General features: G+C 68.4%; 24 protein-coding genes and 1 riboswitch. Of the genes, 16 read left to right on the top strand and 8 right to left on the bottom strand.

What is annotated here, in order from left to right; translation table 11 throughout:
- Positions 1–231: 231 nt before the first annotated feature.
- Positions 232–972: a rhomboid family intramembrane serine protease gene (locus BLU38_RS04745; RefSeq protein WP_091520669.1), complete on the top strand. Its 741-nt coding sequence runs from the start codon at positions 232–234 to the stop codon at positions 970–972.
- A gap of 26 nt (positions 973–998) precedes the next feature.
- Here the strand turns inward: BLU38_RS04745 and BLU38_RS04740 are convergent, their stop codons facing one another.
- From BLU38_RS04740 to BLU38_RS04730, 3 genes are read right to left on the bottom strand one after another with little or no spacing between them, the layout of a single operon-like run.
- A complete protein-coding gene (locus BLU38_RS04740) occupies positions 999–1,424 on the bottom strand; it encodes a hypothetical protein (RefSeq protein ID WP_091520665.1) in 426 nt (141 codons plus the stop codon).
- 13 nt (positions 1,425–1,437) lie between these two features.
- Entirely contained in the window at positions 1,438–1,716 is a 279-nt protein-coding gene (locus tag BLU38_RS04735; RefSeq protein WP_091531943.1) for an Lrp/AsnC family transcriptional regulator, read from the bottom strand.
- 10 nt (positions 1,717–1,726) lie between these two features.
- On the bottom strand, positions 1,727–3,676 hold the full coding sequence (locus tag BLU38_RS04730; RefSeq protein WP_091520661.1) for a DEDD exonuclease domain-containing protein: 1,950 nt from the start codon (positions 3,674–3,676) through the stop codon (positions 1,727–1,729).
- Positions 3,677–4,249: 573 nt separating this feature from the next.
- Between BLU38_RS04730 and BLU38_RS04720 the strand changes: the two genes are divergently transcribed.
- From BLU38_RS04720 to BLU38_RS04700, 5 genes are all read left to right on the top strand, one after another.
- Positions 4,250–5,365 carry a C40 family peptidase gene (locus BLU38_RS04720; RefSeq protein ID WP_091520654.1) on the top strand — a complete coding sequence of 372 codons (1,116 nt, stop codon included), beginning with the start codon at positions 4,250–4,252 and terminating at the stop codon, positions 5,363–5,365.
- Between the two features lie 64 nt (positions 5,366–5,429).
- Positions 5,430–6,680 carry a hypothetical protein gene (locus BLU38_RS04715; protein ID WP_091520651.1) on the top strand — a complete coding sequence of 417 codons (1,251 nt, stop codon included), beginning with the start codon at positions 5,430–5,432 and terminating at the stop codon, positions 6,678–6,680.
- 11 nt (positions 6,681–6,691) lie between these two features.
- Positions 6,692–7,798: a glycosyltransferase family 4 protein gene (locus BLU38_RS04710; protein ID WP_157683210.1), complete on the top strand. Its 1,107-nt coding sequence runs from the start codon at positions 6,692–6,694 to the stop codon at positions 7,796–7,798.
- 80 nt (positions 7,799–7,878) lie between these two features.
- Positions 7,879–8,319, top strand: a complete 441-nt coding sequence (locus BLU38_RS04705; protein ID WP_091520644.1) for an SRPBCC family protein — start codon at positions 7,879–7,881, stop codon at positions 8,317–8,319.
- Complete coding sequence (locus BLU38_RS04700; protein WP_091520641.1) at positions 8,319–9,440, top strand: ROK family glucokinase; 1,122 nt, start codon at positions 8,319–8,321, stop codon at positions 9,438–9,440. The genes BLU38_RS04705 and BLU38_RS04700 overlap by 1 nt, the downstream gene beginning before the upstream one ends.
- A gap of 78 nt (positions 9,441–9,518) precedes the next feature.
- On the opposite strand, the gene BLU38_RS04695 is transcribed toward BLU38_RS04700, so the two are convergent.
- Positions 9,519–10,286 carry a hypothetical protein gene (locus tag BLU38_RS04695; RefSeq protein ID WP_091520637.1) on the bottom strand — a complete coding sequence of 256 codons (768 nt, stop codon included), beginning with the start codon at positions 10,284–10,286 and terminating at the stop codon, positions 9,519–9,521.
- A gap of 32 nt (positions 10,287–10,318) precedes the next feature.
- Complete coding sequence (locus BLU38_RS04690) at positions 10,319–11,164, bottom strand: alpha/beta hydrolase (RefSeq protein WP_091520632.1); 846 nt, start codon at positions 11,162–11,164, stop codon at positions 10,319–10,321.
- 172 nt (positions 11,165–11,336) lie between these two features.
- On the opposite strand from BLU38_RS04690, the gene BLU38_RS04685 reads away from it, so the two are divergent.
- On the top strand, positions 11,337–12,101 hold the full coding sequence (locus BLU38_RS04685; protein WP_231920176.1) for a lysophospholipid acyltransferase family protein: 765 nt from the start codon (positions 11,337–11,339) through the stop codon (positions 12,099–12,101).
- A complete protein-coding gene (locus BLU38_RS04680) occupies positions 12,101–12,964 on the top strand; it encodes a lysophospholipid acyltransferase family protein (protein WP_091520624.1) in 864 nt (287 codons plus the stop codon). Before BLU38_RS04685 ends, BLU38_RS04680 begins: the two co-directional genes overlap by 1 nt.
- Positions 12,965–13,003: 39 nt before the next feature.
- On the opposite strand, the gene BLU38_RS04675 is transcribed toward BLU38_RS04680, so the two are convergent.
- Complete coding sequence (locus BLU38_RS04675) at positions 13,004–13,987, bottom strand: sigma-70 family RNA polymerase sigma factor (RefSeq protein ID WP_091520621.1); 984 nt, start codon at positions 13,985–13,987, stop codon at positions 13,004–13,006.
- Between the two features lie 226 nt (positions 13,988–14,213).
- Between BLU38_RS04675 and BLU38_RS04670 the strand changes: the two genes are divergently transcribed.
- Together BLU38_RS04670 and BLU38_RS04665 are read left to right on the top strand one after the other, a co-directional pair.
- Positions 14,214–14,612: a VOC family protein gene (locus tag BLU38_RS04670; RefSeq protein WP_091520617.1), complete on the top strand. Its 399-nt coding sequence runs from the start codon at positions 14,214–14,216 to the stop codon at positions 14,610–14,612.
- A 110-nt stretch (positions 14,613–14,722) separates the two neighbouring features.
- Positions 14,723–15,166: a DoxX family protein gene (locus BLU38_RS04665; RefSeq protein ID WP_091520614.1), complete on the top strand. Its 444-nt coding sequence runs from the start codon at positions 14,723–14,725 to the stop codon at positions 15,164–15,166.
- Positions 15,167–15,253: 87 nt separating this feature from the next.
- Here BLU38_RS04665 and BLU38_RS04660 read toward each other — a convergent pair whose 3' ends face one another.
- Positions 15,254–15,772 carry a MarR family winged helix-turn-helix transcriptional regulator gene (locus tag BLU38_RS04660; protein WP_231920175.1) on the bottom strand — a complete coding sequence of 173 codons (519 nt, stop codon included), beginning with the start codon at positions 15,770–15,772 and terminating at the stop codon, positions 15,254–15,256.
- Between the two features lie 160 nt (positions 15,773–15,932).
- Between BLU38_RS04660 and BLU38_RS04655 the strand changes: the two genes are divergently transcribed.
- The 3 genes from BLU38_RS04655 to BLU38_RS04645 all read left to right on the top strand — a co-directional run bounded on the left by BLU38_RS04655 (position 15,933) and on the right by BLU38_RS04645 (position 19,549).
- A complete protein-coding gene (locus tag BLU38_RS04655; RefSeq protein WP_091520610.1) occupies positions 15,933–17,099 on the top strand; it encodes an FAD-dependent monooxygenase in 1,167 nt (388 codons plus the stop codon).
- 97 nt (positions 17,100–17,196) lie between these two features.
- On the top strand, positions 17,197–18,591 hold the full coding sequence (locus BLU38_RS04650) for a class II 3-deoxy-7-phosphoheptulonate synthase (protein WP_091520607.1): 1,395 nt from the start codon (positions 17,197–17,199) through the stop codon (positions 18,589–18,591).
- A gap of 289 nt (positions 18,592–18,880) precedes the next feature.
- Complete coding sequence (locus BLU38_RS04645; RefSeq protein ID WP_091520604.1) at positions 18,881–19,549, top strand: MBL fold metallo-hydrolase; 669 nt, start codon at positions 18,881–18,883, stop codon at positions 19,547–19,549.
- Positions 19,550–19,554: 5 nt separating this feature from the next.
- Here the strand turns inward: BLU38_RS04645 and BLU38_RS04640 are convergent, their stop codons facing one another.
- Positions 19,555–21,726: a Stk1 family PASTA domain-containing Ser/Thr kinase gene (locus BLU38_RS04640; RefSeq protein WP_157683209.1), complete on the bottom strand. Its 2,172-nt coding sequence runs from the start codon at positions 21,724–21,726 to the stop codon at positions 19,555–19,557.
- 416 nt (positions 21,727–22,142) lie between these two features.
- A riboswitch (SAM riboswitch) is annotated at positions 22,143–22,262 on the top strand.
- A 116-nt stretch (positions 22,263–22,378) separates the two neighbouring features.
- Here BLU38_RS04640 and BLU38_RS04635 point away from each other — a divergent pair.
- Genes BLU38_RS04635 through BLU38_RS04625 form a run of 3 tightly spaced genes read left to right on the top strand, consistent with a single transcriptional unit; the run spans position 22,379 to position 26,531 of the window.
- A complete protein-coding gene (locus BLU38_RS04635) occupies positions 22,379–23,530 on the top strand; it encodes an LLM class flavin-dependent oxidoreductase (protein WP_091520596.1) in 1,152 nt (383 codons plus the stop codon).
- Positions 23,531–23,532: 2 nt separating this feature from the next.
- Complete coding sequence (locus BLU38_RS04630; RefSeq protein ID WP_091520592.1) at positions 23,533–24,936, top strand: NtaA/DmoA family FMN-dependent monooxygenase; 1,404 nt, start codon at positions 23,533–23,535, stop codon at positions 24,934–24,936.
- The gene (locus BLU38_RS04625) at positions 24,933–26,531 is read left to right on the top strand and encodes an ABC transporter substrate-binding protein (RefSeq protein WP_091520590.1); all 1,599 of its coding nucleotides are present in this window, start codon (positions 24,933–24,935) and stop codon (positions 26,529–26,531) included. The genes BLU38_RS04630 and BLU38_RS04625 overlap by 4 nt, the downstream gene beginning before the upstream one ends.

Raw genomic sequence — 26,531 nt, 5'->3', positions numbered from 1 at the left:
CCGCGGATCCGTTGCCACCCGCACCGGGTCCGCGTCCGGCCAAGATCAACTTGTACCACTCACATACAGTGCGCCTGTGCGAACAATGCTGGTGCCGACACGACGATCAGGGGACCGCCGGTGAGCCGGCCTGACTTCAGTGCACCCAGCTTCGAAGGGTGTTACCGCCATCCGGACCGTTCCACCGGCATCCGCTGCCAGCGCTGCGGGAAGCCGATCTGCGGCGAGTGCATGAATCCCGCCTCGGTCGGCTTTCAATGCCCCGACTGCATCCGGCTCGGTCAGAGCACGACGCGTCGACCGCGGACCTCGTTCGGGGCAGCCCTCAAACTGCGCGGCGGCGCCGTCACCAAGGTGCTGATCGGCGTACTGGTCGCCTTCTACGTGATCAACCTGATCTCCCGCAATCTGCTGATCGGCCTGTTCTCGATGAGCAACCTGGCCGTCGCCGAAGGGCAGGTGTGGCGCCTGGTCAGCTACGGCTTCACCTCCTACGGACTGTTGAACACGGCGATGATCGCGCTGGTGCTGTGGTTCGTCGGCCGGCCCCTGGAGGATCAGCTCGGTGGCTGGCGATTCCTGGTGCTCTACGCCCTGGCCGGGCTCGGCGGCGCGACCCTGCTGTACGCCGTCGGCTCGCCGAGCGTCGGTGCGGTCGGTGGAGCATCGGCCGCGGTGATCGGGCTGCTGACCGCCAACGGCGTGATCAAGTACAAGCACGGTGAGGACATCAGACCCGACATCGGGTTGCTGGTGATCTTGGTGCTGCTCAACCTGGTGGTCGGTTTCGGCAGCCTGGTCTGGGTAGCGCAGATCGGGGGGATCCTGCTGGGCGGACTGGCCGGGATCGCGCTGGTCTATCCGCCGCGGGTGCGGCGGGCTCAGCTCCAGGTGGCCGGTCTGGTCGGCATCGTGGTGCTCTGCGCGGCCGTGGTCGTGATCAAGACGATGGTCAGTTACGGGACCGTCTGAGGATCGGTGACCGAGGGTCGGTCCGGTCAGGCCTTGCCGACGACCGGGATCTTCAACGGCTCCATCGGCGGTGTCAGCCAGATGATCAGGCAGATCACGATGGTTGCGACGGTGATCAACAGCACGATGCCGGCAGCGATCGGGAGTGCCCGGCCGGGCAGCCAGTGTGCCGGGTCGGCCTGCCAGTCCACCGGGGCGATCTCGTCGGGCTCGTCGAACGGATCGAATGTCGACGGAGCTGCCCGGTCCGCCGTCCTCGGCGCCGCATCCCTGGACGGCGACGTAGGTACGTCGCTATCGGCCGCCGACCGATCGCTCTCGGCCGTGCCGCGCAGTGCCGGTCCCTGCAGTCCTGGCCCCGGGTGCTGGTCGGGCCGCTTCAGGTCGGGCTGGGTAGGTGCCGGCGGGAGCTGACCGGTCAACGGTTCGCTCGGACGATCGGAGTTCGCCATCGCAAGCGGCGGCTCAGGCCGTACCCAGCGAGAACGCGGCCTCGAGGTCATGGCTGGAGTAGGCCCGGAACGCGATGTGGGTCTCGGTGCTGAGCACACCGGGCACCTTGTTCAGCTGATCGGCGATCACCTCGGCGACCTGGTCGTGGGTGCTCACCCGAACCATCGCGATCAGATCGATCGCGCCCGTCACGGAGTACACCTCGCTCACTCCGGGCAGCGCCGCGATCTGCTCGGCCACGTCCGGGATCTGCGAGACCTCGGCCTTCACGAAAACGATCGCCGTCACCATGGCGATCATCCTACTGGAGCACGGCTCGGTCGCCCGGTGCGCTCGGCCTCGGAGTTCCCGGCGTCCGACCGCTCGCCGCCAGGCTGCCGATGTGCTCGGCGTCCGGCTGTTCGGCTGTGGACACCTCGGCGATGGTGCGGGACCCCGCGCTCGACGGCGCCGGCTGCTCCGCCCCGAGCAGCTGCTCGACCAGGCTCTGATGGCTGAGCACGCCGTACAGCGGCCAGGCCCAGTCGCCGTCGATCTCGATCAGCCGGACGCCGGGCCGTTCCATCCAGTCGGCGATCCGCAGGCTCTCCTCGACCGTCGCGGCCGATTGCGGACCGACCGGCGGCGGCACGGTCTCGGCGGTCGCCACCAGGGCCCGCGCCACGGCCTGCGGCACCTCGCCCGGTCGGGCCACTCCGGCGGCGGCGAGCCGACCGTGTCGGATGACGTGGATCTGCCACTGCGGTGCCTCCCAGCGGGCGGCGACGATCTGTCGGCAGCCGGCCAGGCTGGTGACCCGGTGGAACCGGGCCGCGGCGTCGAGCAGCGCGGCCACCCGACGGCGTACGGTCTCGGCCTCCTCGTAGCGCTGCTCGGTGACCAGCCGCCGGAGCCGCCGGCGCAACGCCGCGCAGGCCGGCCGGACGTCGCTGAGCAGCGTGCTCCGGACCTGCCCGACCAGTGCGGCGTAGTCGTCGGCCGAGGTGCTGTGGTCGCACGGCGCGACGCAGCGATGGATGCCGGCCAACGCACACGCCGGACTCGGTTTGGTCACCGACAGCCGCTGGGTGCACTGCCGGATCGGGAACGCGTCGTACAACGCGTCGACCACATCCTCACAACCCTGCCGACGACCGAACGGGCCGAAATAGGTCGCCCGGTCGTCGCGGACCTGGGTGACCCGGGACAGCCGGGGGAAGGCCTCCTCGGTGATCTTGATCCAATGCTGCCGTTCGGGAAACTTCGAACGCCGGTTGTAGCGCGGCGCGTGCGCCGCGATCATCCGTAGCTCGGTGACCTCGGCATGCAGCGGGGTCTGACACGGATGGGCCTCGACTCCGGTGGAGACGCGGATCATCTCCTCCATCCGCGGTCGCTTCTCCGAGGCGGTGAAGTAGCTGCGCACCCGTCGTCGCAGGTTGCTGCTCTTGCCGACGTAGAGGATCTGCCGGTCCTCGGGATCGCCGGAGATCGGATTGTCGGCGACGAAGAAGTAGACGCCGGGCTCCTCGGGCAGATCCTTGGCCCAACTCCGCTTCGAACGGCGCTGCGGCGACACCTTCAGGGTGAACTCGCGCAGCTCCTCATAGCTGCCGACGCCGAGGTTGCCGACCCGCTCGATCAGCGCGTGCAGCACCTCGACGGTGGCCTGGGCGTCCTTGAGTGCGCGGTGGTTGGGTGTGACGGTGGTGCCGAAATGCCGGGACAGGGTGGACAGCCGACAATCCGGCACCTCGTCGGCGAGCAGGATGTGCCGGGCCAGGGCGACGGTGTCCAGGATGCCGACCTTCGGCCACGGATAGCCCAGGGCGGCGCAGTTGCGACGCAGGAAGCCGACGTCGAAGCGAGCATTGTGGGCGACCAGCACGCAACCGTGGGCGAACTCCAGGAACGCCGGCAGCACCCGGTCGATGGTCGGTGCGGTCGCCACCATCTGATTGGTGATCCCGGTCAGCACGGCGACCAACGGCGGGATGTGGGTGTGCGGGTTGACCAGGGTCTGGAACTCGCCGAGCACCTCACCGCCGCGGACCTTCACCGCGCCGAACTCGGTGATCGCGTCCTCCTCGGTGCTGCCGGTGGTCTCCAGGTCGACCACACAGAACGTGGTCTCCGACAGGGGCACTCCGAGATCGTCGAACGAGTCCTGCAGAGAGTTGTGTTTCGGCTGAGTTTTTGCCCCCGAATTCGCTTTGCTACTCGTCTGCGTTCGACTCTGTTTTCGATCCTGTGTTCGACCTGCCGATCCCATGCCGCCGACGGTAGGACGAGGCTCGGACATTCCTGGTCGTCACGGTTCGCCGGACGGCTCGACGGCGGAACGGTCGGGACTCGGGCGGACAGAACCGTCGGTGGTCGACGGCACAGTGTCGGCCATGAACGATGTCACCAGGATCGACTGCGCCGGATGCCCGGTCGGGGACGGCGCGGTCGCCGCCCACGCCGAAACAAGCCCGTCCGTGCAGGAAACAGGGCCGACGGAGCCGGAAAGCGTGATCGGCGGCCGCTCGCACAGCTGCGCGGAGTGTGTGGTGTCGCTGCTCCTCGACGTTCCGTCCGGGCCGTCCGGTCTGGCCACCGTGCACGGCCCGACCGGGGCGTCGCGGCGGCCGGTGCCGTGGGCGTCCGAAGGCGCCGGCAGGGCCGTTTTTGATGTCGAGATCGGCCCGCAGGTCGGTCACGAGTGTGACACTGGACACGTGGTCGGGATCCGGACCCGGAATTGCCAGTAATCAAATCGTGACCTAATGTGCTACCTGGCATTCGGCTCGTCGGGTGACCTGACGGTCGCCGACCGGATGCCGTGCGACTGGGAGGACTGCGCGTGAGTTCACGCTGGCTACGGCGGGGAGCCGCTGTTTCACTGTCGGGAGCCGTCCTGGCCGGCACGCTGTCGCTGTGCCCCCAGTTCGCGGCTGCCGATCCGGCGGCGGAGAACATCGCCCAGGCCAAGGCCCAGGTCGAGAAGCTGCAGCAGGAGGCCGCGGCGACCGACCAGGAGTACCTCACGCTCAAGGAGAAGCTCGATCAGAGCAACAAGGAGCTGAAGGACAAGCAGGCCGACGTCAAGGCACAGACCGCCAAGGTCGCCGAGATGCGGTCCCGGGTCAGCAAGGTCGCGCTCGCTCAGTTCCAGAATCGCAGCCTGGACACCCGTACCAAGCTCTTCCTGACCCGCGACACCTCCGGCTTCCTGAACCAGATCGCCACCGTCGAGAAGGTCAGCCAGAACCAGAATTCGGCCCTGCAGGACTACCAGGTCGAGCAGGCCAACCTGGCCGACCTGCAGCGTTCGACCAAGGCCGAGGTCGCCACCCTGGGTGAGGACCAGAAGAAGCTTGCCGCACTGCGGACCAAGGCCGACGACAAGGTCGACCAGGCCCAGGGCGTGTTGGACAAGCTCACCGCCGAGGAGCGCAAGCGGCTGGAGCTGGAGCAGAAGCGGCAGGAACAGGAAGCCAAGAACGCCGCCGACTCCGCGCAGTCCGGATCGTCGAGCAGCACGGCGACCACCACCGACTCGACGTCGGACTCCAGCGTCAAGGCCGCGACCTCCGACGACTCCTCGTCGTCCTCCTCCGGATCCAGCAAGGGTGCCGAGGTGGTCGCCTTCGCCAAGGCCCAGATCGGCAAGCCGTACGTCTTCTCCGCGACCGGCCCGAACGCCTACGACTGCTCCGGCCTGACGCTGGCCGCCTGGAAGTCGGTCGGTGTCCAGCTCAGCCGCACCTCACAGTCCCAGATCAACGACGGCACCCGGGTGTCGAAGTCGGATCTGCAGCCCGGCGACCTGGTCTTCTTCTACAGCTCGACCGCCCCGAGCCACGTCGGCATCTACGTCGGCAACGGTTCGATCATCCACGCACCGCGTCCCGGCAAGTCCGTGGAGTACATCAAGATGAGCTACATGCCGTTCTCCGGCGCCGTTCGGCCCGGCTGATCCGGGTCCCGACCGGAATCGGGTGGCCGCCAAACCATCTCCCAGGCTCGTCAGCCTCCAGGCCGTGATCGGCCTGGTGCTGGCGGGCCTGTTCGGTCTTCTGGTCGGCTGCTCCGACCTCGCCGGACCACCGGCTCAGACCAGCAGCAGGGCCAGTACCCCGACCGAGTCGGCGCAGCTGCAGGACCTGGTGCACCGGATGACCACCGCCGTCGACCGACGGGACCGCCGCGGCTTGCTGTCCCTGGTCTCGGACCGTGATCGCAACTTCGACGCTACGGCCCGGATGATCATGGACAACCTGCTGGCCATCCGGCCGACCGCGTTCACGCTGCACCCGACCGGACACCAGCGCCGGCTGGCCCAGGATCGCGCCGACCTGCTCGGCGATCAGGCCTACGCCGCCGAGATCCGGGTCGGCTGGGCGGTTTCCGGTGATCGCAGAGCCAGCGACCAGACGGTCTGGATCACGGTCGTCCCGGCGGGCGACGGATCAGGGTTGGCCTGGGCCGGGACCAGCGACGGTCCGGACGGTGACCGGCCGACCCCACTGTGGTGGTTGGAACCGGTGCATGTCGATCATGATCACCGGGCGACGGTGATCGGCGGCGATTCGGTGGACACCGCGGCCTGGCTGTCCCGCGCCGACGATGCGGTGCAGGACGTGGCACGACGACTGTCCGGTCGGTTCGACGGCTGGAACCAGCGGCTGGTCGTGATCATCCCCAGCACCGAAGGGCTGTTGGAGCAGATGCTCGGCGTCGGGTCCGGCGCCGAATCCGGACTGGCGGCGATCACCTGGCCGGACGGATCGTCCACCGGGACCGCGCCGATCCGGGTGATGATCAATCCGGTCAACGCCCGGGACGGACTGAGCGCAGACATCGTGCTCACCCATGAGACCGTGCATGTCGCCACCGCGTCGCCCGCCTCGGCGGCACCGACCTGGCTGATCGAGGGACTGGCCGACTACGTCGCCTATCAGACCTATCCGCAGGCCGAGGATGCTGCCGCCGACAAGCTGCTGACCCAGGTCGCCGCTTCCGGTCCGCCGGCGGAATTGCCTGACCAGCAAGCGTTCCGGGCCAGTGGTGCCGACCTCGAACGGAGTTACACCGAGGCCTGGTTGGCCTGCTACCAGATCGCCCAGCGCTACGGCGAGGACAAGCTGCTGGCCTTCTACGCTGCGGTCGACCGTTCTCCCACCGGCGCCGTCGCCCCGGCTGCCCGGGCGACACTCGGTATCGACCAGGATCAGCTCGTGGCCGACTGGCGGACCTTCCTGCAGCAGGCGGCGGCCCGAGGAAGCATCTGACCGTGCCGCCGGTGTTGATCATCAGCAACGACTTCCCTCCCACGGTGGGCGGGATCGAGGGCTTCGTCGGTGAGCTCTGTGGGCTGCTCGACGAGGACGTGGTCGTGCTGACCCGGCACACCCCGGGCTGGCATCGTCACGACAGCAAGATCAACTTCCCGGTGCACCGGTTCGGACGACTGCTGCTGCCGACCCCCGCCGTCGGCCGCCGCGCCGCCGACCTGATCCGTCGGCACCGGGTGGACGCGGTGATCTTCGGAGCGATGGCACCGTTGGCCCTGCTGGCGCCGACCGTGCGTGCCGCCGGTGCCCGGCGACTGTTGGCGATCAGCCACGGCCACGAGAGCTGGTGGGCGACCGTACCCGGCAGTGCCCGTCTGCTGCGCCGGATGGCCGACGATGTCGATCACGTCTCCTACATCTCCGACTACACCGCAGCGCGGATCGCCCCGGCGCTGAGCCCGGCGGCCCGCGCGACCATGATCAGGATCTCGCCGCCGATCGACCTCGCCCGGTTCACCCCGGAGCAGCCGTCCGCGGGAGTTGATCATCGCTTGCTGCGTTGTGTCGCGGTCGGACGGATGGTCCGGCAGAAGGGATTCGACACCCTGCTGCGGGCCTGGCGGCGGGTGCTGGACGACGGCCCGACCGATCCGGATCGGGAACTGGTGCTGGTCGGCGACGGGCCACAGGCGCCCGCGTTGCGTCGACTGGCCGACCGGCTTCGGCTCGGGGCGTCGGTGCGGTTCACCGGGGCCGTGGACCGGGCCGAGGTGGCCCGGCTGCTGCGGACCGCGACGGTGTTCGCGCTGCCGGTCCGAACCCGGTGGGCCGGACTCCATCCGGAAGGGCTCGGCCTGGGCTTCCTGGAGGCCGCCGCGAGTGGGCTGCCGGTGATCGTCGGCCGGTCCGGGGGAGCGCCGGAGACGGTGATCGAAGGCGAAACAGGCTTCGTCGTCGACCCCGAGGACGTACGGGGCTTGGCGAGCAGGATCGACCGGATGCTGACCGACCGGACGCTGGCAGCGACGATGGGTGCCGCCGGCCGACGCTTCGTGGCCGACCGGTACGCCGGATCGGTCGTCGCGGACGCGGTCACCGCCGCGCTGGGCCGCTGAAACCGACCGGACCGGCCCGGGAGTCCGCAGGCTGAACACCTCGCCATCGGGACCGGTGGGCAGCGGATTAGGCTGACCCGGTGGCCAACAGCACGCAGTCCAGCATCGAGATCCCCGCGGATCCGGATCAGGTGATGGCGGTGATCGCCGACCTGGACGGTTACCCGCAGTGGGTGGACGCGCTCAGCACCGTCGAGGTGCTGACCACCCGGGACGACCGTCCGGACACCGTTCGGATGGTGCTGGAACACAAGCTGCTCTCCGACGACTACACGGTGGCCTACCAGTGGCAGCCCGAACGGGTCAGCTGGAAGCTGATCGAGGGCAGGACGCTGAAGGCGATGGACGGGTCGTACGAGATCGAGCAGATCGCTGCCGGGACCAAGGTGACCTACACCCTGAGCGTCGACGTCAACCTGCCGTTGCCGGGGCTGCTGAAGCGGACGGCGGAGAAGACCATCATCGACGCCGCGCTGAAGGGACTGAAACGTCAGGTGGCCGCGGTGCGGGACGGACGGTGATGGCCCGGGCGACCCGACCGGTCGCTCGGAACCGGGCGCCGGTCGCGGTCCCGTACGGCATCGGGGTCGACATCGGCGGTACCAAGGTCGCTGCCGGCGTGGTCGACGGTCAGGGCACCATCATCGAGCGGAAGCTGGCGGCAACGCCCTCCCGCAGTGCGCAGGCGGTGGAGGACACCATCGCCGCCGCGGTCGGTGAGTTGCGGGCCAAGCATCCGGTCGAGACCGTCGGCATCGGTGCCGCCGGCTGGGTCGACACCGACCAGGCGGTGGTCCGATTCTCCCCGCATCTGGCCTGGCGCCAGGAGCCGTTGAAGGAACGCCTCGAAGATCGCATCGACCTACCGCTGATCGTGGACAACGACGCCAACGCGGCAGCCTGGGCCGAATACCGCTTCGGTGCCGGCCAGGGCGCATCGGTGATGGTCTGCATCACCCTCGGCACCGGCATCGGCGGTGGGCTGGTGCTGAACGGTCAGTTGTTCCGCGGCAGCTACGGGATGGCCGGTGAATGGGGCCACATGATCGTGGTGCCCGGTGGCCACCTGTGCGAGTGCGGGAACCGCGGCTGCTGGGAGCAGTACGCCTCCGGCAACGCGCTGGTGCGTGACGCCAAGGAACTGATCTCGTCGGGTTCTCCGGTGGTCCAGGGGCTGTTGGACGCCGTCGGTGGCGTCGACGAGATCAACGGTCCGGCGATCACCCAGGCCGCGGTCGGCGGTGAGCCGCTGGCCCGCGAGTTGCTGGCCGACATCGGCCGCTGGCTGGGGATCGGGATCGCCAACCTGGCCGCCGCGCTGGATCCCGAACTGGTGGTTGTCGGCGGCGGTGTCAGCGCGGCCGGCGAGCTGCTGCTCGCCCCGGCCCGGGAATCGTTCCGGCGCACCCTGACCGGTCGCGGGTACCGCCCCGAGGCCAGGATCGAGTTGGCGTCGTTCCGCAACGACGCCGGCCTGATCGGCGCCGCGGATCTGGCCCGGCACTCGCTGATCGAGCCGCCCGGACGGGCGGTCGGCGGCTTCTGGCCGCGTCGCCGGCGCGGTGCCAAGCGGGCCCGCCGCCGTGAACCCGGGGCACTGCGTCAGTCGGCGGTCAAGCGGGTCCATCGCCGCGCGGACTGATCCGTCTGCTGCTGGGGATGATCTGCCGTCGGGATGTTCGTGCCGTCGGATCATCGTGCCGTCGGATGATCGGGGCAGTCAGAGGCGGGCGCCGTCGTCGTCGTCCGGTGGACGGTGTCGGGGCAGCCGGCTGAGCAGCAGCGCCAGACCGCCGAGGAACGACGCGATGGCGATCCAGCCGGCCCATTGCGGCAGCGGCACGCCGAAGGCCAACAGGAACATCGCGACGATCGCGTAGACGATGCCCAGCCAGCCGACGAACACCGGTCCGGTCGGCCGAGGCAGCGGCGGAGCCGGTGGCGGGATGTACCGTTCCTCCGGCTCGTCGGGCTCTGCGGCAACCGATTCGTCCAGATCGAGTCGGAATTCGAACGGCGGCCGGGCCGACCTCGGGTCCCGCCGACGCTCCGTCGGCCAGGCCGGCCCATCAGCGAGGTCGTCGGGGAACGGGTGGTCGGGGATTCGGCGGTCAGGGTTCTGGGATTCTGGGTCCTGATCGTCGTGGGTCGGATCGCCGGCGGTCGATGCCGGATCGCCGGCGCCGATTGCTCCGTCCCGATCGCTCGGTCCGGCGGGGCCGCCCGGTTCGCCGAGACCGGTCGATTCGCCAGGGCCGGTCGATTCGCCAGGGCCGGTCGATTCGCCGGGAGTGGCCGCCTCGGTGGGTTCGCCCGCCCCGGTCATCGGGTGCGAGTCGGCAGCACTGCCCGACTCCGCACCGAAGGGGCGGCGCCCGATGGGCGCATCGGGGGAGCGGTGGAAGTCGGCGACCAGCTCGGCGAAAGCCCGGTCGATCGCCGCTTGGTCGTCCTCGGGGCGCGAATCGTCGTTCCGCGCGTCCCTCATGACTTCAGGGTAGTCATCGCGGTGGCGATTCTCTATTGCTTGATCCGATCGCTGCTGACCCGGCGGACGAATCGGCTCGACTCGCTGATGATGTACGGCGCGTCGTAGTCCAAGGTGGCGACGTGGAAGCTCAGCCGCAGCTCGCGCTCGTCGATCTCGGCGCTGCCGATCCGGTCCCGGAGCAGCCGGACCGAGGACGGGTCGACGACGTGGTCGTGCAGTGAACGGAACAGCAGGATCGGACAGTCGACCCGGTGCAGGGAGGCGATCGTGACATCCCACAACTGCAGCATCGAGCCGACCGCACGCAGCGGCGTCCGGCTGTAGCCGATCTCGTCGGCGAACGGTCTGGCGATGTCATTGCTGATCCCCGGCGTCGACGCGATGATCCGCTTCAGGATCGGCAACAGCACCAGCCGCGGATCGTTGTTGCGCAGCGCCGGATTGACCAGACAGAGTCCAGCGACCGGATGCAGTTCGGCGAGTCGGAGGGCCAGTGCGCCGCCCATCGACAGCCCACCGACGACCACCGTCCGGGTACTACCGGCCAGTTCGAGATAGGCCTGCTCGACCGTCCGATACCAGTCATGCCAACCGGTCAGATTCAGTTCCTGCCAGGACGTGCCGTGACCGGGCAGCCGCGGCACCCGGACCCGGTAGCCCTCGGCCACCAGTTGCTCGGCCCAGGGCCGCAGCGATGCGGGGGAGCCGGTGAAGCCGTGGATCAACAGCACACCGACGTCGCCGTCGCCGGCGGCGTACGGTTCGGCACCCGGTCTGATCGAGGCGGGTCTGATCGAGGCGGGTCCGATCGAGGCGGGGCCGGTGGATCCTGCCGCGCGATCGCTACGAAACCAACGCTTCGGCAGGAGCTTCATGGATACGAGCGTATCCGGCCGTTCGACCGGCCGAGGACCGAATCCGCAGACACCACCCCTCCTCGACCTGTGGCGACGACCCGGGCTCGTCAACGAGCCCGATCCGAGCCGCACCAGTAGGATCACCGCACGTAGGTGTCGTGATGTCGGCGAACCCGTGCCTGGAGGGAACTTGTTGTACTGGCTGTTGAAGCGTGGGATCGCCCAGCCCCTGTTCAGCGCCTGGTGGCGACCCTGGATCGAGGGTGAGGAGAATCTTCCCGCCGATGGTCCGGCCATCCTGGTCGCCAACCATCTCGCCGAAGGCGAGACCATCCTGCTGCCCGCCATGCTGAAGCGTCGGCTCTACTTCACCCCGAAGGCGGAGTTGTACTCGATGGGCGGCTTCAAGGGATGGGCGCTGAAGTGGTTCCTGCGCGGCATCAGGATGACGCCGCTGGATCGTTCCGGCGGACAACGCAGCGCCGACGACATGGCCGGTTTCGTCCGGGTGCTGCACGAGGGCAACCTGTTGATCATGTTCCCCGAGGGCGGCCGTTCCCCGGACGGTCGGCTCTACCGCGGTCGCACCGGCGCCGCTCGGCTGGCCCTGCAGAACGGCGTCCCGGTGATCCCGATCGCGGTCTCCAACACCAAGATGTTCAAGGGCCGGCTGCGGATCCCGCGGCTGCGACGCCCCGGCATCCGGATCGGCAAGCCGATGGACTTCTCCGCCTACCGCGGTGCCGGCAACAACCGGGACACGCTGCGCTGGATCACCGACGAGATGATGAACGCGATCATGGAACTGTCCGGCCAGACCTACGTCGACGCCTACGTCTCGGCGGTCAAGGCCGGGATCCGCCGCGGGCAGCCGCTGGACGCGCAGGTGCTCGAACGCCCCGGCCTGGGTAAGGAGGCCCCACCGTTGCCCGGACGGGAGGCCGAGGCAGCCTGATGGCGGCCGACGGCGAGAAGCGTCGGCTCCGGGACCGGCTGCCGGTGGTGCGCCGACGCGACCTGAAGGTCCCCGAATTCAAGGTGCCGGACATCTCGGTGCCGGAAAAGCTGCGCGGCCCCGAGGACGAGGAGTCCAATGCCGGAGCGGTGCTCTATTGGCTGCTGCGCAACGTCATCCTCGGCCCCGGCGTCGACCGGTTGTTCCGGCCGAACTACGAGGGCGTGCACAACGTGCCGAAGATCGGCCCGGCGATCCTGGCCTCCAATCACCTGTCCTACGTGGACTGGATGTTCATCCCGCTCGCGCTGCACCGTCGGGTGACCTTCGTGGCCAAGTCCGACTACTTCACCGGCGCCGGGGTCCGTGGCTGGGCGCAGCGCCGGTTCTTCAAGGGCACCGGTCAGGTGCCGGTCGACCGCAGCGGCGGCCGGGCCAGCGAGTCCGCGCTGCAGGCCGGGCAGAAGGTGTTGCGCCGCGGCGAGTTGTTCGGCATCTTCCCCGAAGGCACCCGCAGCCACGACGGCCGGCTCTACAAGGGCCGTACCGGGGTCGCCCGGTTGGCGTTGGAGGCCGGCGTCCCGGTGATCCCGACGGCGGTCACCGGCACCGACGTGATCGCCCCGACCGGGAAGGTGCTGGCCAAGGTGATCAGCCCGACCGTCACCTTCGGTGAACCGCTGGACTTCGGTCGCTACGTCGGGCTGTCGACCGATCGATTCATCCTGCGATCGGTCACCGACGAGATCATGTACGCGATCATGGAACTGTCCGGGCAGACCTACGTCGACAGCTACGCCACCTCGGCCCGCGCCAAGCCGACCGAAGCCCCGGACGAACCGCCGCCACCCGAAGGTACCTGACACCCTGTCCAAGGTCCCTGAGCCTGTCGAAGGGCGGGTTCAGTCGGCGGGATAGACGTCGGGCAGGCCGAAGGCTGCGAACAGTCTCGTGTCGAAGTAGCACTCGACGTGCTGCACCAGGCCGTCGCCGATCGTCAACTGCTGCAACTGGAAGGCTCGATGGGATCCGTCGGATGAGCGCATGTAGAGCGCCAACACCGGCGCCCCGTTGGCCCAGGTGAAGGTGATCAGCTGATCGCCCGGGCCGTCGGCGGGGCAGTGGTTGCTGATCAGCGCACCGATGTTCTCCGCACCCTGGTACCAACCCAGGAACGGCGGCATCTCCCAGATCGCGTCATCGGCGAGCAGCGAAACGATCTTGGTCACGTCGTACTGCTCGAAGGCGTCGGCGAAGTCCTTGATCAACGTCGCGGTCCGTTCGTCGGACGGATCGATCGGCGGCAGCGTCTCGGCGTCGATACCGGCCAGGTGGGCGCGGGCCCGCTGCAGGCTGCTGTTCACCGAGGCGACCGACAGGTCGAGAGCGTCGGCGACCTCCTGGGCACGCCACTGCAGCACCTCACGCAGGATGATCACCGCCCGCTGCTGAGCGGTGAGCAGTTGCAGGGCGGCGATGTAGGCCAGCCGAACACTGTCCTTGGTGATCACGACCTCGGCGGGGTCGCTGCTGCCTTCGGCCCAGATCATGGCGTCCGGGAGTGGCTCCAGCCAGTCGATCTCGAGTCTGGCCTCCAACGGTCCGCGCGGATCGGCGGCCGGTTGCCCGAGCCCGGTCGGGACCGGTCGCCGGGTCCGGGACTGCAAGGCGGTCAGGCAGGTGTTGGTGGCGATCTTGTAGAGCCAGGTGCGGACCGACGATCTGCGTTCGAAACCGTGGAACGCACGCCAGGCCCGGATGTAGGTCTCCTGGACCTGCTCCTCGGCGTCGTGGATCGACCCCATCATCCGGTAGCAGTGCACGACCAGTTCGCGGCGCAACGGCTCGACCAGCGCGTTGAACTCATCCTCGACCATCACCGTCATGGTCCAAATCTAAGCCCCGATCCACCGATGTGCCGCGACGGCGCGACCCCATCCGGGCACATCGGCGGATCGAGGCCGAGCCTTCCGTGCGCCGGTCGAGAAGAAACTTCGGGCGGACCCGATGAGTTCGGCGTACCGCCCCGGTCTACCCCTGCAACACAGCACATCGGCCCGGTTGATCGGCACTGATCAACGGGCCTCGAGCACAGGGTGTGAGAACAAGCCGATGAGTCGCATGATCTTCGTCAATCTGCCGGTTGCCGACGTCGCCCGGTCAACCGCCTTCTACGCCGGACTGGGGTTCACGGTCAACCCGACCTACTCCGATCAGCGGACCAGTTGCATCGTCGTGTCCGACACGATCTTCGTGATGGTGATGACCCGCGACCGATTCGCCGACTTCAGCACCCGGCCGATCGCCGATGACAGCACCGAGGTGATCAACTGCCTGACCTGCGACAGCAGGCAGCAGGTCGACGACCTCGTCGGCCGCGCCCTCGCGGCCGGCGGCTCGGCGCTGCGCGAGCCGATGTCCGACGGCCCGATGTACGGCCACAGCTTCGCCGATCCGGACGGCCACGCGTGGGAGGTCATGTCGATGGACCTCGATGTGGCCGTCCGATGAACACCAGAGGTCCGGCCCCGTTCTCGTCCAGCCCCGTTCCCGTGCGGCCCCGTTTCCGTGCAGCCGGTTCCCGTCCAGCCCAGATCCGTTCTCAGTAAGGAGAAATCATCATGACCACGTTGACCGATCCCGTTCAGATCAGTGCCGTTCCGACCGCCGAGCAGCCGAGACCGCAGCGCCGGAGCCTCACCATCGCCGGCTGGATCCTGACCGCCTTCGGTGGCGCCTTCCTGGTCTTCGACGGTGTCAACCACGTGCTGCTCAGCCAGTCGGTCCAGGCCGGCGCGAACAATCTCGGGATGGATCCGCAGCTGTTTCTGCCGATCGGCATCATCCAGCTGATCTTTGTCGGCCTCTACCTGGTGCCGCGGACCTCGACCTTCGGTGCCATCCTGCTGACCGCGTTCCTCGGCGGAGCCGTCTGCAGCAACGTGATCGCCGGCCAACCGTTCTTCGGCTACGTGATGTCGGGTGTCTACACCGCCGTGATCATCTGGTTCGGCGTCTGGCTGCGCACTCCCGCGCTGCGCCGACTCGTCCCGTTCCGTCGCTGATCTTCGTCGGCACGATCGCAACCGCGGCGGATGGGCCCCGCAGCTGGTGAACCCGGCACCGGCGGCTCGTCCGCTGCGGCACTGCGCTCAGTCGGACGCCTCGTCGGAGCTCTCCTCGGCGGCCTCGGCGACGTGGGTGTTGAGGTCGTCGACCAACCGGGTCAACAAGGTCCCGAGGGTGCGCAGGTCCTCCGGTGACCAGTCGGTCAATGCGTCACCGAACCAGCCGACGATGCTGCGGACGTAGCCGTTCGCGGCATCCGCACCCTCCGGGGTCAGCTCGACGAGCCGGGCCCGGGCGTCGGCCGGGTCGCTGACCCGACGGGCCAACCCACGGCGTTCCAGGTCATGCAGCAGGCGAGTGACGTGCGGTCCGGCGACCTGCATCCGGCGGGCGATCTCTCCGATCCGCAACGGTTCGTCGGCCAGCAGCAGCGACATCAGCACCGACATCGACGGGCGGTCGAGGCTGACGCCGCCGTCGCGCAGCGCCTGCTCGACCAGCCGGCCGCGGTTCATCGCGTGACCGAACTGGGTGAGTCGGGGCAGCACCGCCATCAGGTCGGCGTAGTGCTCGGCCAGCGGGTTCTGCGGGCTGTCGGGCATCGGTCCCTGCCATTCCTTGAATTAGATACCTAAGTTAGTTAGTTTTGTTGGCGGAGGTGCCGATCAGCGGCGATGGGAACCTCCAGCAATCAGCTACCTACGGTATCTATTTCTCGGGCGGTCGACGCAGGTCCGCGCGCCGTTCGGATCGGAGAACATCATGAAGATCCTGGTTTCCGGTGCCAGCATCGCCGGCCCGGCGGTTGCGTACTGGCTGCAGCGGTACGGCTTCGAGGTCACCGTCGTCGAACGCGCACCACGGCTGCGGGGCGGCGGATATCCCATCGACATCCGGGGGACCGCCCTGGAGGTGGTCCGGCGGATGGGGATCTATCCGCAACTGCGGGCCGCCCATGTCAATACGCGTGCCATCTCCTTCGTCGAACCGGACGGAGCGCCGATCGCCAGCGTGCGTCCGGAGGCGTTCTCCGGCGGCGACGACGAGAGCGACCTCGAGGTGCCGCGCGGAGATCTCGCCCGGGTGCTGTACGACGCCACTCGGGACGGAGTGGAATACCGCTTCAATGACTCGATCGAGGAAATGGTCGAGGATGCCGACCGGGTCGACGTCCGGTTCGCCGGGGGCGCGACCGAACCCTTCGATCTCGTGGTGGCGGCCGACGGCTTGCACTCGACCACCCGGGCGCAGGTCTTCGGTCCCGAGGAGCCGTTCCACCGGTATCTCGGCTACTCCTTCGCCGGGTTCACCATGCCCAACCTCTTCGGTCTGTCCCACGAAGCCCTGCTGTGGAACGAACCCGGCCGCGCCGCGGCGCTGTATGCGGTCAATGATCCGGACACGGTGCATGCGTTCCTCAATCTGTCGCTGGTCGAGCCGCCGTTCCACGCATTCCGCGATCCGGCCGCCCAGCGGGAACTGGTCGCCTCGGCGTTCGACGGCGACGGCTGGTGGGTGCCGCGGATCGTGCAGGCCATGCGTACGGCCGACGACCTGTTCTTCGACGTGATCAGTCAGATCCGGATGCCGCGCTGGGCCTCGGGCCGGCTGGTGCTCCTCGGCGATGCTGCGTACGCGCCGTCATTCTTGACCGGCCAGGGATCCAGTCTGGCGTTGGTCGGTGGTTATGTGCTGGCCGGTGAGTTGGCCACGGCCGGAGACCACCAGACAGCGGTCGAACGCTATGAGAAGTTGGTCAGGCCGTTCGTCGAGCAGAACCAGGACCTGGTCAGCACCGGCGATGCGATGATGTTTCCGAGCACCGCACAGGCGCTGATCGAGCGTAATCGGATCGTCCGGCAGTTGACCACGCTGCCGGCCGACAGGAACGCCGCGCATTCGGCGCTGGAGCTGCCGGACTACTCCTGACCGTCGATCAGTCGATCCGTCGGCCGGCGTGCAGCGAGCGGGGCCATCCCCGAGCTCCGATGCGGCGTGTACGGCCGGGGCAGATTAGTCTTGTGCTGTGTCTGAGCTGCCGAGTCTGCCAACGCTGAAGGATCTGCACGCGCTGAAGCCGCTCCAGCAGCCGACCTATGCCGATGCCGACGAGGTCGGCGACGTCGTCCGGCGGCTGCGTCGACTGCCTCCGCTGGTGTTCGCCGGCGAGTGTGACGAACTCCGCGAGAAGATGGCCGGCGCGGCCGCCGGACGGGCGTTCATCCTGCAGGGCGGGGACTGCGCCGAGACCTTTGCCGGCGTGACAGCGGGCAACATCCAGAACAAGCTCCGTACGCTGCTGGCGATGGCCCTGGTGCTCACCTACGCGGCTCAGGTGCCGGTGATCAAGATCGGCCGGATGGCGGGTCAGTTCACCAAGCCGCGCAGCTCCGATACCGAGACCCGTGGTGAGGTGACGCTGCCGGCCTACCGTGGTGACGCGGTCAACGGCTTCGACTTCACCCCCGAGGCGCGCAGTCATGACCCGCAGCGATTGCTCGGCGTCTACAACGCGTCCTCGGCAACGCTCAATCTGGTCCGCGCCTTCGTCAACGGCGGTTTCGCCGACATGCGCACCATGCACTCGTGGAATTCCGACTTCGTCCGGAGCAGCCCGGCCGGGGTCCGCTACGAGCAGCTGACCGCCGAGATCGAACGCGCGTTGGCGTTCATCGAGGCCTGCGGCATCGAGAGCGAGGCGACCCGGCGAGTCGACTTCTACTCCAGTCACGAGGGTCTCAGCCTGGAGTACGAGCACGCGATGACCCGGATCGATTCCCGCACCCATCGGCCGTACAACACCTCCGGCCACCTGATCTGGATCGGTGAGCGGACCCGGCAACTGGACGGCGCGCACGTCGAGCTGATCCGGCACGTCCGCAACCCGGTGGCGGTCAAGCTCGGACCGACGACCACGGCCGACACCGCGCTCGAGCTCGCCGACCGGATCGACCCCGACGGTGAGGCGGGACGGATCAGTTTCATCACCCGCTTCGGGGCCGGCAAGATCCGCGACCTGTTGCCCGACGTGGTGGAGAAGGTCACTGCCAGCGGGCGGCACGTGACCTGGGTCTGCGATCCGATGCACGGCAACACCTACGAGGCCGCCGGAGGTTTCAAGACCCGCGCCTTCTCCGACGTGATCGACGAGGTGAACGGCTTCTTCGACGTGCACGACGAACTCGGCACCTGGCCGGGTGGGGTGCACATCGAGCTCACCGGCGACGACGTCACCGAGTGTGTCGGCGGTTCGCACGAGCTCGCCGAGGCCGACCTGGCCAGCCGGTACGAGACGCTGTGCGATCCGCGGCTGAATCGCAACCAGTCGTTGGAGCTGGCCTTCCAGGTCGCCGAGCGGCTGGTGCAGAGCCGGGCCAACCGGCCGGCGCCGGTGATCGACCTGCAGAGCTCCGGGCTCTGATCGGGCCGCTGATCAGGCACCGGTGTTCCTCGCCACCGTGAGGTCGTGGCCGACGGGCACGCCGATGCACCCGTCTGGTGCTGCTCGCGACGCGGCAGATCGGCGGATCGAGGCCTAAGCCTCGATCCACCAATGTGCCGCTACTGCGCGACCCCATCCGGGCACATCGGCGGCGTTGCCGCCGCTCAACGGTCAACCAGACCGCCCTCGCGGCGGCAACTTGCCGATGCACCCGTCTGGTGCCGCTCGCTACGCGGCACATCGGCGGATCGAGGCCTAAGGTGAAGTCGTGCAGATCACTCACCTGGGACATTCCGCGATTCTGATCCAGACCGATGGAGCGAGGATCCTGCTCGATCCCGGCAACATCGATCCCGAGTGGCATGAGCTGACCGACCTGGACGCGATCCTGGTCACCCATCAGCACGCCGATCACATCGACGCCGAATTCGTCCCGGCGCTGCTGCGGGCCAATCCGGGCGCCACCGTGATCGTCGAGCCGTCGGTGCTCGCGCTGGCCGGCAAGGAGGGCCAGGGCGGCCCGATCCCGGAGCTGCCCGGCGCCGGCAGTCTGGCGCCGGGGGACAGCACCACCATCGGTGGGCTCAGCATCACCGCCGCCGGCGGGCAGCACGCGATCATCCACGCCGACGTGCCGCGGATCGGCAACGTCGGCTACCTGATCGGCGGCGCGGGGGAGCCGACCCTGTTCCATCCCGGCGACTCCTACGAGTACGCCCCCGAGGGTGTCGACCTGCTGGCCTTCCCGACCCAGGCGCCGTGGGCGGCGCTGAAGGAGGGGATCGACTTCGCGCGGGCCGTCGGCGCCCCGACCGGCTTCCCGATCCACGACGGTCTGGTCAACGATCGCGGTCGCGGGATGGTGCTCGGGCGGATCAACTCGATGACGCCGACCCAGCTGGTCGATCTGCGCGGCGCCGGTGCGCAGAGCTTCTGACCGGTTCAGACCAGGCTCAGGGTGATGGTCGAGCCCTTCGGCGCCTTGGTGCCGCCGGCGGGGTCGGAGGCGGCGACGTAGCCGAGGCCGAGGAAGAGCACGCCGGATTTGTTGGTCCGGACCGTGAATCCCTTGTCCTCAAGGGTCTTCTTGGCCGCTTCGACCCCCATCGACTTGACGGTCGGGACAGTCACCATCACCGGTCCGAGCGAGGTCACCAGGGTCACCCGGTCGTCCTTGTGTCCCTCGCCGTCGTCCGGTGACTGCTTGATCACCGCGCCCGGCGGCACCGTGGCCGAGTGCTTGTTCTTGATCTTGACGGTGAAGCCGGCGTCCTTCAGGGCCGCTGCCGCCTGGTCGGCGGGGCGGCCGGTGTAGTCGGTGATGGTGATCGGGCGGGGTCCGGCGGATATCACCAGGTCGATCCGGCTGTCCGGTTTGAGTTGATCACCGGGTGTCTCCGAGGCCTTGATCACCAAGCCCTTGTCGACGGACTCGCTGTAATCGGTGTGCACCGTGCCGGACCGAAGATGCTGGCGGTCCAGGGCAGCAACGGCCGAGTCCTCGGTCAAGCCGGCCACCGTCGGCATCGGATACCGCTCCGGGCCACGGGAGACGGTCGCGTCGATCTCGCCACCGCGCAGGATCTTGCCGCCTGGCTGCGGCGAGGTGTTGATCACGTTGCCCTTCGGCACGGTCTCGGAATAGTCCTTGGCGAAGGCGATCTGCAGACCCGCCTCGCGGGCGATGATCTTGGCCTGGGCCTGCGGCATCGAGGTCAGCGCCGGTGCCGAGGTGAAGCGTCCCTTGGCCAGATACCAGCCGGCAGCGGCGGCGACCGCGGTCAGCAACAGCACCAAGATCAACACGATCCAACCGCGGAACCGGTGCCGGGGGCGGTGTACGGGTTGATTCGGGCGCCGACGCCGGACGTCCCGGTCGTCGTCCACGTCGATCGGGCTCAGCTGCGACGAGGCGCTGTCCTCCGTAGACGGTGAGGACAGGTGGGCCGGCGTCGACGGACCGCTCAGGAACCGGATGTCGGTGGGGGTGAACTCCTGTTCGTCCTCGGCGTAGGCCGCCGGTGTCGGGTCGACCGCCGGCCGGATTTGTTCGGCCCTGATCTGTTCGGCCCGGGGTTGTTGCGGCTGGGCGGCGAACTCCGCGCGTTCCTGCAGCGCGGCTGCCTCCAGCGCCGGGCCGATGGCCGTCGTCGACGCGTACGGGTCGACCTCGTCGGCGGCGTCGCGGGCTCGCTGCTGGCGCAACGCCAGCAGCGGCACCGTCAGATCCTGGCTGAGCTCGGGATCGGAGCGCAGCCCGGCCTGCAGCGCGGAACGTACCCGCCGGACCTGGGCCAGCAGGATCTTGGCGTCATGCGGTCGAGCATCGGCATCGCGGGCCGTCGCCCGCGCGATCAGGGCGTCGACGTAGTCCGGGATCGGCCCGGCGGTCTGGAAGGTCGACGGTGCCGGCACATCGTTGTGGACGTGGGCGTAGGCAACCTGGATCGGGGTCTCTCCGGTGTGCGGCTTGCGGCCGGTGAGCAGCTCGAACAGCACGACGCCGGTGCTGTACACATCGGAACGCGCGTCGGCCTTGCCGGAGACGACCAGTTCCGGTGGCAGGTAGGACACCGTGCCGATCAGCAGTCCGGCGGTGGCCGTCGACGTCTGAGCCGTGACCGCGCGGGCCAGCCCGAAATCGCCGACCTTGATCTCGCCGCGCTCGGAGATCAGCACGTTCTCCGGCTTGATGTCGCGGTGCACCAGACCCGCCTCGTGTGCGGCGGCCAGCGCGCTGAGCACCGGTTCGATCATGGTCAGCGCGCGGATCGGAGTCAGCGGCGACTCCCGGGAGATCACCGAGCGCAGGGTTCGGCCCTCGACCAGCTCCATCACGATGTACGGGCGTCCGGCGTCGTCCCCCTGGTCGAACACCGAGACCACATGAGGGTGTGACAACCGGGCCGCGGACCGGGCCTCGCGATCGAACTTCCGCGCGAAGTCGGCATCGTCGCCGAGCCCGACGTGCATCACCTTGACCGCGACCATCCGGCCGAGCCGGGTGTCGGTGGCTCGGTATACGGTCGCCATGCCGCCACGGGCAACCCGGTCGAGGACCTGGTAGCGGCCGTCGAGTACGTGCCCGACCAGCGGGTCGCTCGTACTCGTCATCGTCACGCCTGCTCCAAAAAGGTGCCGAGGGGAAGGGCGGGTCGGCGCGGTCGACCCATGGCCGAGTGTAGGGCGACCGCCGCGTGATTCCAGGGCCAACGCGCCGTACTCCCGCGTTGTGTCCTGGATGTGCCGTGGCTGTCGAGGCTCGTGTCCTGACGGTGATCACCGCGAGACCTCTGCCGGATAACCAACGGGTGTTCGATTTTCCTTGCTCTGCAGCGATTCCGCGCCCCCCGCCGGCCGGCCCGGTGTGTGGGGCATTGCCGTGGTGATCATCGACGACCCGTGGGCCGGCCCGTCTGCGGGCCAGGTGATCTCGAGTCGGGGGCTCCGGTCTCGTGACAGCGAGACAGCGGCGTTCACATCGCGGACGTCCGGTCGGGGCTGCTGCGACGGCGGGTTAGCGTTGTCTTCGTCAAGAGCGTCAGCGCCAAGCCCCGGCTTGCTGACCGGCAACCCTCCTCCGCGGCGGGGTGCCCCGGGTGAAGACATGGCTGTACGGCCCATCCGGGCGGTAGTGGCAAGTGCGGGCCCATCAGATCGGGGTCCCTGACGAGAGGACCAGGACGCGGTGAACTGTCGATCTAAATCCTAGTTAAACCGTAGGTAATACAGAGAATCTGATGATCATGAAAGGACGATCGGCCCGATGGCTCTCTCCACCTCGCTGCACCTCGGTGTCGCGCTCGAAGGGCTCGGTACCCACCCCCGAGCGTGGCGACTTCGGCCGCAGCTGGCGCGCCGTGCCTTCGGCGCGCGCTACTACCTCGACCTGATCCGGGTCGCCGAACGGGCCGGGATCGACTTCGCCTATTTCACCGACGGCTATGCGTTGCAGAGCGAGGACGACCGCAACTTCCGTGGCCGGCTGGACGCCGCATTGCTGGCCAGCCGACTCGCGCCGGTGACCGGGGGCATCGGCCTGGTGCCCGAATTCACCGTCACCCACGCCGAGCCGTTCCACATCTCCAAGGCGGTGGCCACCCTCGACCACACCAGTGAGGGGCGGGCCGGCTGGGCCCCGATCACGGCCAGCAGCGCCGACCCGACCGCGGAGGAACAGAACCGGCACTTCGGGCGACGGGAGCTGCTCGACCCCCAAACGGCCGACGCCGAGGCCGGCGAGGTCGCCGACGTCGTCCAGCGACTGTTCGACTCCTGGGAGGACGACGCGGAGATCCGCGATCTGCCGACCGGCCGCTTCATCGATCGGGACAAACTGCACTACGTCGACTTCGACGGGGAGTTCTTCTCGGTCAAGGGTCCGTCGATCACGCCGCGACCGCCGCAGGGCCGGCCGCCGACCGTGTTCGTGGTACGGACGGCGGCCGCGGCCAGCAACGCCGGACGTCATGCCGACGTCGCCGTCGTCACTGCCGGTGATCTCGAAACCGACCGGACCCTGGCCGACGGGGTCCGAGCGGCGGCACTCGAGGCCGGCCGCAGCGAGCCGCTGCCGGTGCTCGTCGGCTACCAGGTCCTGCTGGCGGGCACCGCCGATCAGGTCAAGGAGCAGCGCGCGGTTCTTGATCACGGCCTGGCGCAGCGCCCGACGGCCCGCGGGATCGGATTCGAGGGCACGCCGGGAGCGCTCGTCGAGGAGCTCGCCGGGATCGGCTCCGCCGGGTTCGCCGGCGCCTTGATCAACTTCGAGGTACTGCCGGGCGGGTTGGAGCTGTTCGCCGACGCCGTCGTCCCTCAGCTGGAGGAACGAGGCCTGTTCCGAGCCGGCGATCGGGATCTGACGCTTCGCGGACGCTTCGGCCTGACCAGACCCGTCAATCGGTACGTGAGGAGTTGATCATGAGTCAATCGCAGGACCATCGACAAGCCGGGCGGCCGACCAAGCAGGTCCGGCTCGGTGCACACTTTCCCGGCGTCAACCACAACACCGTCTGGTCCGACCCGCAGGCCGGCAGTCACATCGCGTTCGGGTCGTTCCGCGAACTCGCCCAGAGCGCGGAACGGGGCAGGTTCGACTTCTTCTTCCTGGCCGAAGGCCTCCGGCTGCGCGAACGGCACGGCAAGATCCATGATCTTGATGTCGTCGGCCGGCCCGACACGTTGCCGGTGCTGGCGGCGCTGGCGGCGGTGACCGAGCACCTCGGGCTGGTCGGGACGATCAACGCCACCTTCAACGAGCCGTACGAGTTGGCTCGGCAGTTCGCCTCGTTGGACCTGCTGTCCGACGGCCGTGCCGGCTGGAACGTCGTGACCTCCTCCGACGCCTTCACCGGTGAGAACTTCCGCCGCGGCGGCTACCTGGCGCGCACCGACCGATACGTCCGGGCCGCGGACTCCGTCGGCACCGCCCGTGAGCTGTGGGACAGCTGGCAGGCCGATGCCGTGGTCGCCGACCTTGATCATTTCACCCGGCCCGGGGCGATCAGCCCGTTCAGCCACCACAGTGAGCAGTTCGACATCAGCGGGGTGTTCGACACACCCCGTCCGGTGCAGGGACATCCGGTGATCTTTCAGGCCGGTGACTCCGCCGACGGCCGCGACTTCGGGGCCCGAACTGCGGACGCCATCTTCGGACGCTGGTTCGACACGGCCGAACGACGCCGGACCTCCTATGCCGACTTCAAACAGCGCGCGGCGAGCTTCGGCCGGCAGCCCGAGGAGCTGAAGATCTTCCCCGGGGTCAGCTTCGCCCTCGGCGACACCGAGGAGGAGGCACAGCACAACGACTATCGGATCCGTCGGGCGCAGATCACGCCACAGACCGCACTCAACCTGCTCGGTCAGGTCTGGAACCGGGATCTGTCCGACCTCGATCCCGACGGCCCGCTGCCCACGGTCGATCCCGACCGCGGCGGCCCGTCGGTGGTGGCGGGACAGTCGCGGCGCAACGACGAGGATGGTCTTGCCGACCGCTACCGGACGCTGGCCCGGGAGAAGGGGCTCAGCATCCGCGAGCTGATGATCGAGGTGCAGGCGTCGCGGACCTTCGTCGGTACACCCCGCCAGGTCGCCCGACAGCTCGCCGATGCGGTGGCCGACGAACAGGCCGACGGCTTCATCCTGGTGCCGCACCTGACTCCGTCCGGGCTGGACGGCTTCGTCGACACCGTCGTCCCCGAACTGCAGGATCTCGGTGCTTACCGCACCGACTACGAGGGCGGCACGCTGCGGGAGAATCTCGGCCTGCCGGAAGCCGGCCGGCAGCCGATCGCCGATCCGTTGTCGCACCGGGCGGCATCATGATCACCAAACGGATCGGCGGCGTGATCGGCACCGCAGTGGCGGCACTGCTGGTCGTCGGCTGCGGCGGCAATGGAGCAGCACCGGGTGACGAGCCGACCACGAAGAGCGACTTCAGCTTCGCCCTGGCCTCCGATCCCAGCTGCATCAATCCACGGGTCGCCGGCAACAACGACGGCGCCTACCCGGCACGACAGCTGGTCGACTCGCTGACCGATCAGGATCCGGAGACCGGCAGGATCGTCGGTTGGCTCGCCACCAAGTACGCCGTGAACTCCGCAGCCACCCGGTTCACCTTCACGCTGCGTGACGGGGTCACCTTCTCCGACGGCACGGCCTTCGACGCGACGTCGGTGAAGCAGAACTTCGACGAGATCGTCCGCAACGGCGCCGAGCAGCCGCAGTCGCTGCAGTTCCTTGCGGGCTACCAGCGCACCGTGGTGGTCAGCGACCGGGTGGCGCGAGTCGAGTTCAGTGAACCGAACGCCCAGTTCCTGCAGGCCACCGCGAGCCACTTCCTCGGCATGCTGGCGCCGTCGTCGCTGAAGACACCACCGGCGGACCGCTGCGCTGGCCACCTGGTCGGCACCGGGCCGTACACGCTCGACCATTACACCAAGAACACCGAGGTGGTGGAGAACCGGCGGAACGACTACCGCTGGGGCTCCTCGCTGTGGGACAACAAGGGTGCCGCCCTCAGTGCAAAGTTGATCTTCAAGGTGATCCCGGAGTCGGGGGTGCGGACCGGGGCGTTGAAGTCTGGCCAGGTCGACGCCATCGGCGGCGTGCCGCCGCAGGACGAAGCCGGGCTGAAATCGTCCGGGTTCACCCTGCAGTCCCGGCCGAACCCGGGGCAGGTGTTCTCCCTGGTGGCCAACGAGAAGAGCGCGATCGGCCGGGATACCGCAGTCCGACAGGCGCTGAGCAAGGCGATCGATCGACAGGCCGTGGTCAAGGCCGTCCTGAGCCCGAGCTACCACCCGGCGACCAGCACGTTGGCCAGGACGACTCCGGGCTGGACCGATCTGTCGTCCGAGCTGACCGTTGATCAGGCCGCCGGCAGGAAGCTGCTGGATCGTGCCGGCTGGAAGGTCGGACCCGACGGGATCCGGACCAAGGCCGGGAAGCGGCTGCAGCTGAAGAGCTACTGGTCGACCAACTTCAACCCCAACCAAGCAGCTCTGGAACTGATCCAGCAACAGGCCAAGGCGGTCGGCATCGAACTCGATCTGAACTCCACACCGATCGGGGAGCTGCAGGCGAAACTGAAGACCGGCGACTTCGACCTGTCCTGGGGCAACAGCACCCGACCCGACCCCGACATCCTGCGCAACGTGTACTGGCAGAACGGCAACGCGGCCTACGGGATCACCGATCCGAAGTTGATCAAGAGCCTCACGGCGCAGCAGGAGACGATCGATCAGCGCAGGCGCTCCGGCTACGCGGCGCAGGCGCAGAAGATCATCGTGCAGCAGGCCTACGGCATCCCGGTGTTCGAGTTGACCACCGTGCTCGGCCTCGGTCAGCACGCCACCGGGATCCGCTTCGACTCCTACTCCCGGCTGCAGTTCCACGACGCGAAAGCAACGGAGGGGTAG

Origin of the sequence: Microlunatus soli, assembly GCF_900105385.1 — a bacterium.
Taxonomy (GTDB): Bacteria; Actinomycetota; Actinomycetes; order Propionibacteriales; family Propionibacteriaceae; genus Microlunatus; species Microlunatus soli.
This window is presented reverse-complemented; position numbering and strand designations above follow the sequence as displayed.

Bases quoted from the DNA above. Each gene is read 5' to 3' on its own strand.
- BLU38_RS04745 (WP_091520669.1), top strand. From the start codon at position 232: ATGAATCCCGCCTCGGTCGGCTTTCAATGCCCCGACTGCATCCGGCTC.
- BLU38_RS04740 (WP_091520665.1), bottom strand. From the start codon at position 1,424: ATGGCGAACTCCGATCGTCCGAGCGAACCGTTGACCGGTCAGCTCCCG.
- BLU38_RS04735 (WP_091531943.1), bottom strand. From the start codon at position 1,716: ATGGTGACGGCGATCGTTTTCGTGAAGGCCGAGGTCTCGCAGATCCCG.
- BLU38_RS04730 (WP_091520661.1), bottom strand. From the start codon at position 3,676: ATGGGATCGGCAGGTCGAACACAGGATCGAAAACAGAGTCGAACGCAG.
- BLU38_RS04700 (WP_091520641.1), top strand. From the start codon at position 8,319: ATGGCCCGGGCGACCCGACCGGTCGCTCGGAACCGGGCGCCGGTCGCG.
- BLU38_RS04695 (WP_091520637.1), bottom strand. From the start codon at position 10,286: ATGAGGGACGCGCGGAACGACGATTCGCGCCCCGAGGACGACCAAGCG.
- BLU38_RS04690 (WP_091520632.1), bottom strand. From the start codon at position 11,164: ATGAAGCTCCTGCCGAAGCGTTGGTTTCGTAGCGATCGCGCGGCAGGA.
- BLU38_RS04680 (WP_091520624.1), top strand. From the start codon at position 12,101: ATGGCGGCCGACGGCGAGAAGCGTCGGCTCCGGGACCGGCTGCCGGTG.
- BLU38_RS04675 (WP_091520621.1), bottom strand. From the start codon at position 13,987: ATGACGGTGATGGTCGAGGATGAGTTCAACGCGCTGGTCGAGCCGTTG.
- BLU38_RS04670 (WP_091520617.1), top strand. From the start codon at position 14,214: ATGAGTCGCATGATCTTCGTCAATCTGCCGGTTGCCGACGTCGCCCGG.
- BLU38_RS04665 (WP_091520614.1), top strand. From the start codon at position 14,723: ATGACCACGTTGACCGATCCCGTTCAGATCAGTGCCGTTCCGACCGCC.
- BLU38_RS04660 (WP_231920175.1), bottom strand. From the start codon at position 15,772: ATGCCCGACAGCCCGCAGAACCCGCTGGCCGAGCACTACGCCGACCTG.
- BLU38_RS04655 (WP_091520610.1), top strand. From the start codon at position 15,933: ATGAAGATCCTGGTTTCCGGTGCCAGCATCGCCGGCCCGGCGGTTGCG.
- BLU38_RS04640 (WP_157683209.1), bottom strand. From the start codon at position 21,726: ATGACGAGTACGAGCGACCCGCTGGTCGGGCACGTACTCGACGGCCGC.
- BLU38_RS04635 (WP_091520596.1), top strand. From the start codon at position 22,379: ATGGCTCTCTCCACCTCGCTGCACCTCGGTGTCGCGCTCGAAGGGCTC.
- BLU38_RS04630 (WP_091520592.1), top strand. From the start codon at position 23,533: ATGAGTCAATCGCAGGACCATCGACAAGCCGGGCGGCCGACCAAGCAG.
- BLU38_RS04625 (WP_091520590.1), top strand. From the start codon at position 24,933: ATGATCACCAAACGGATCGGCGGCGTGATCGGCACCGCAGTGGCGGCA.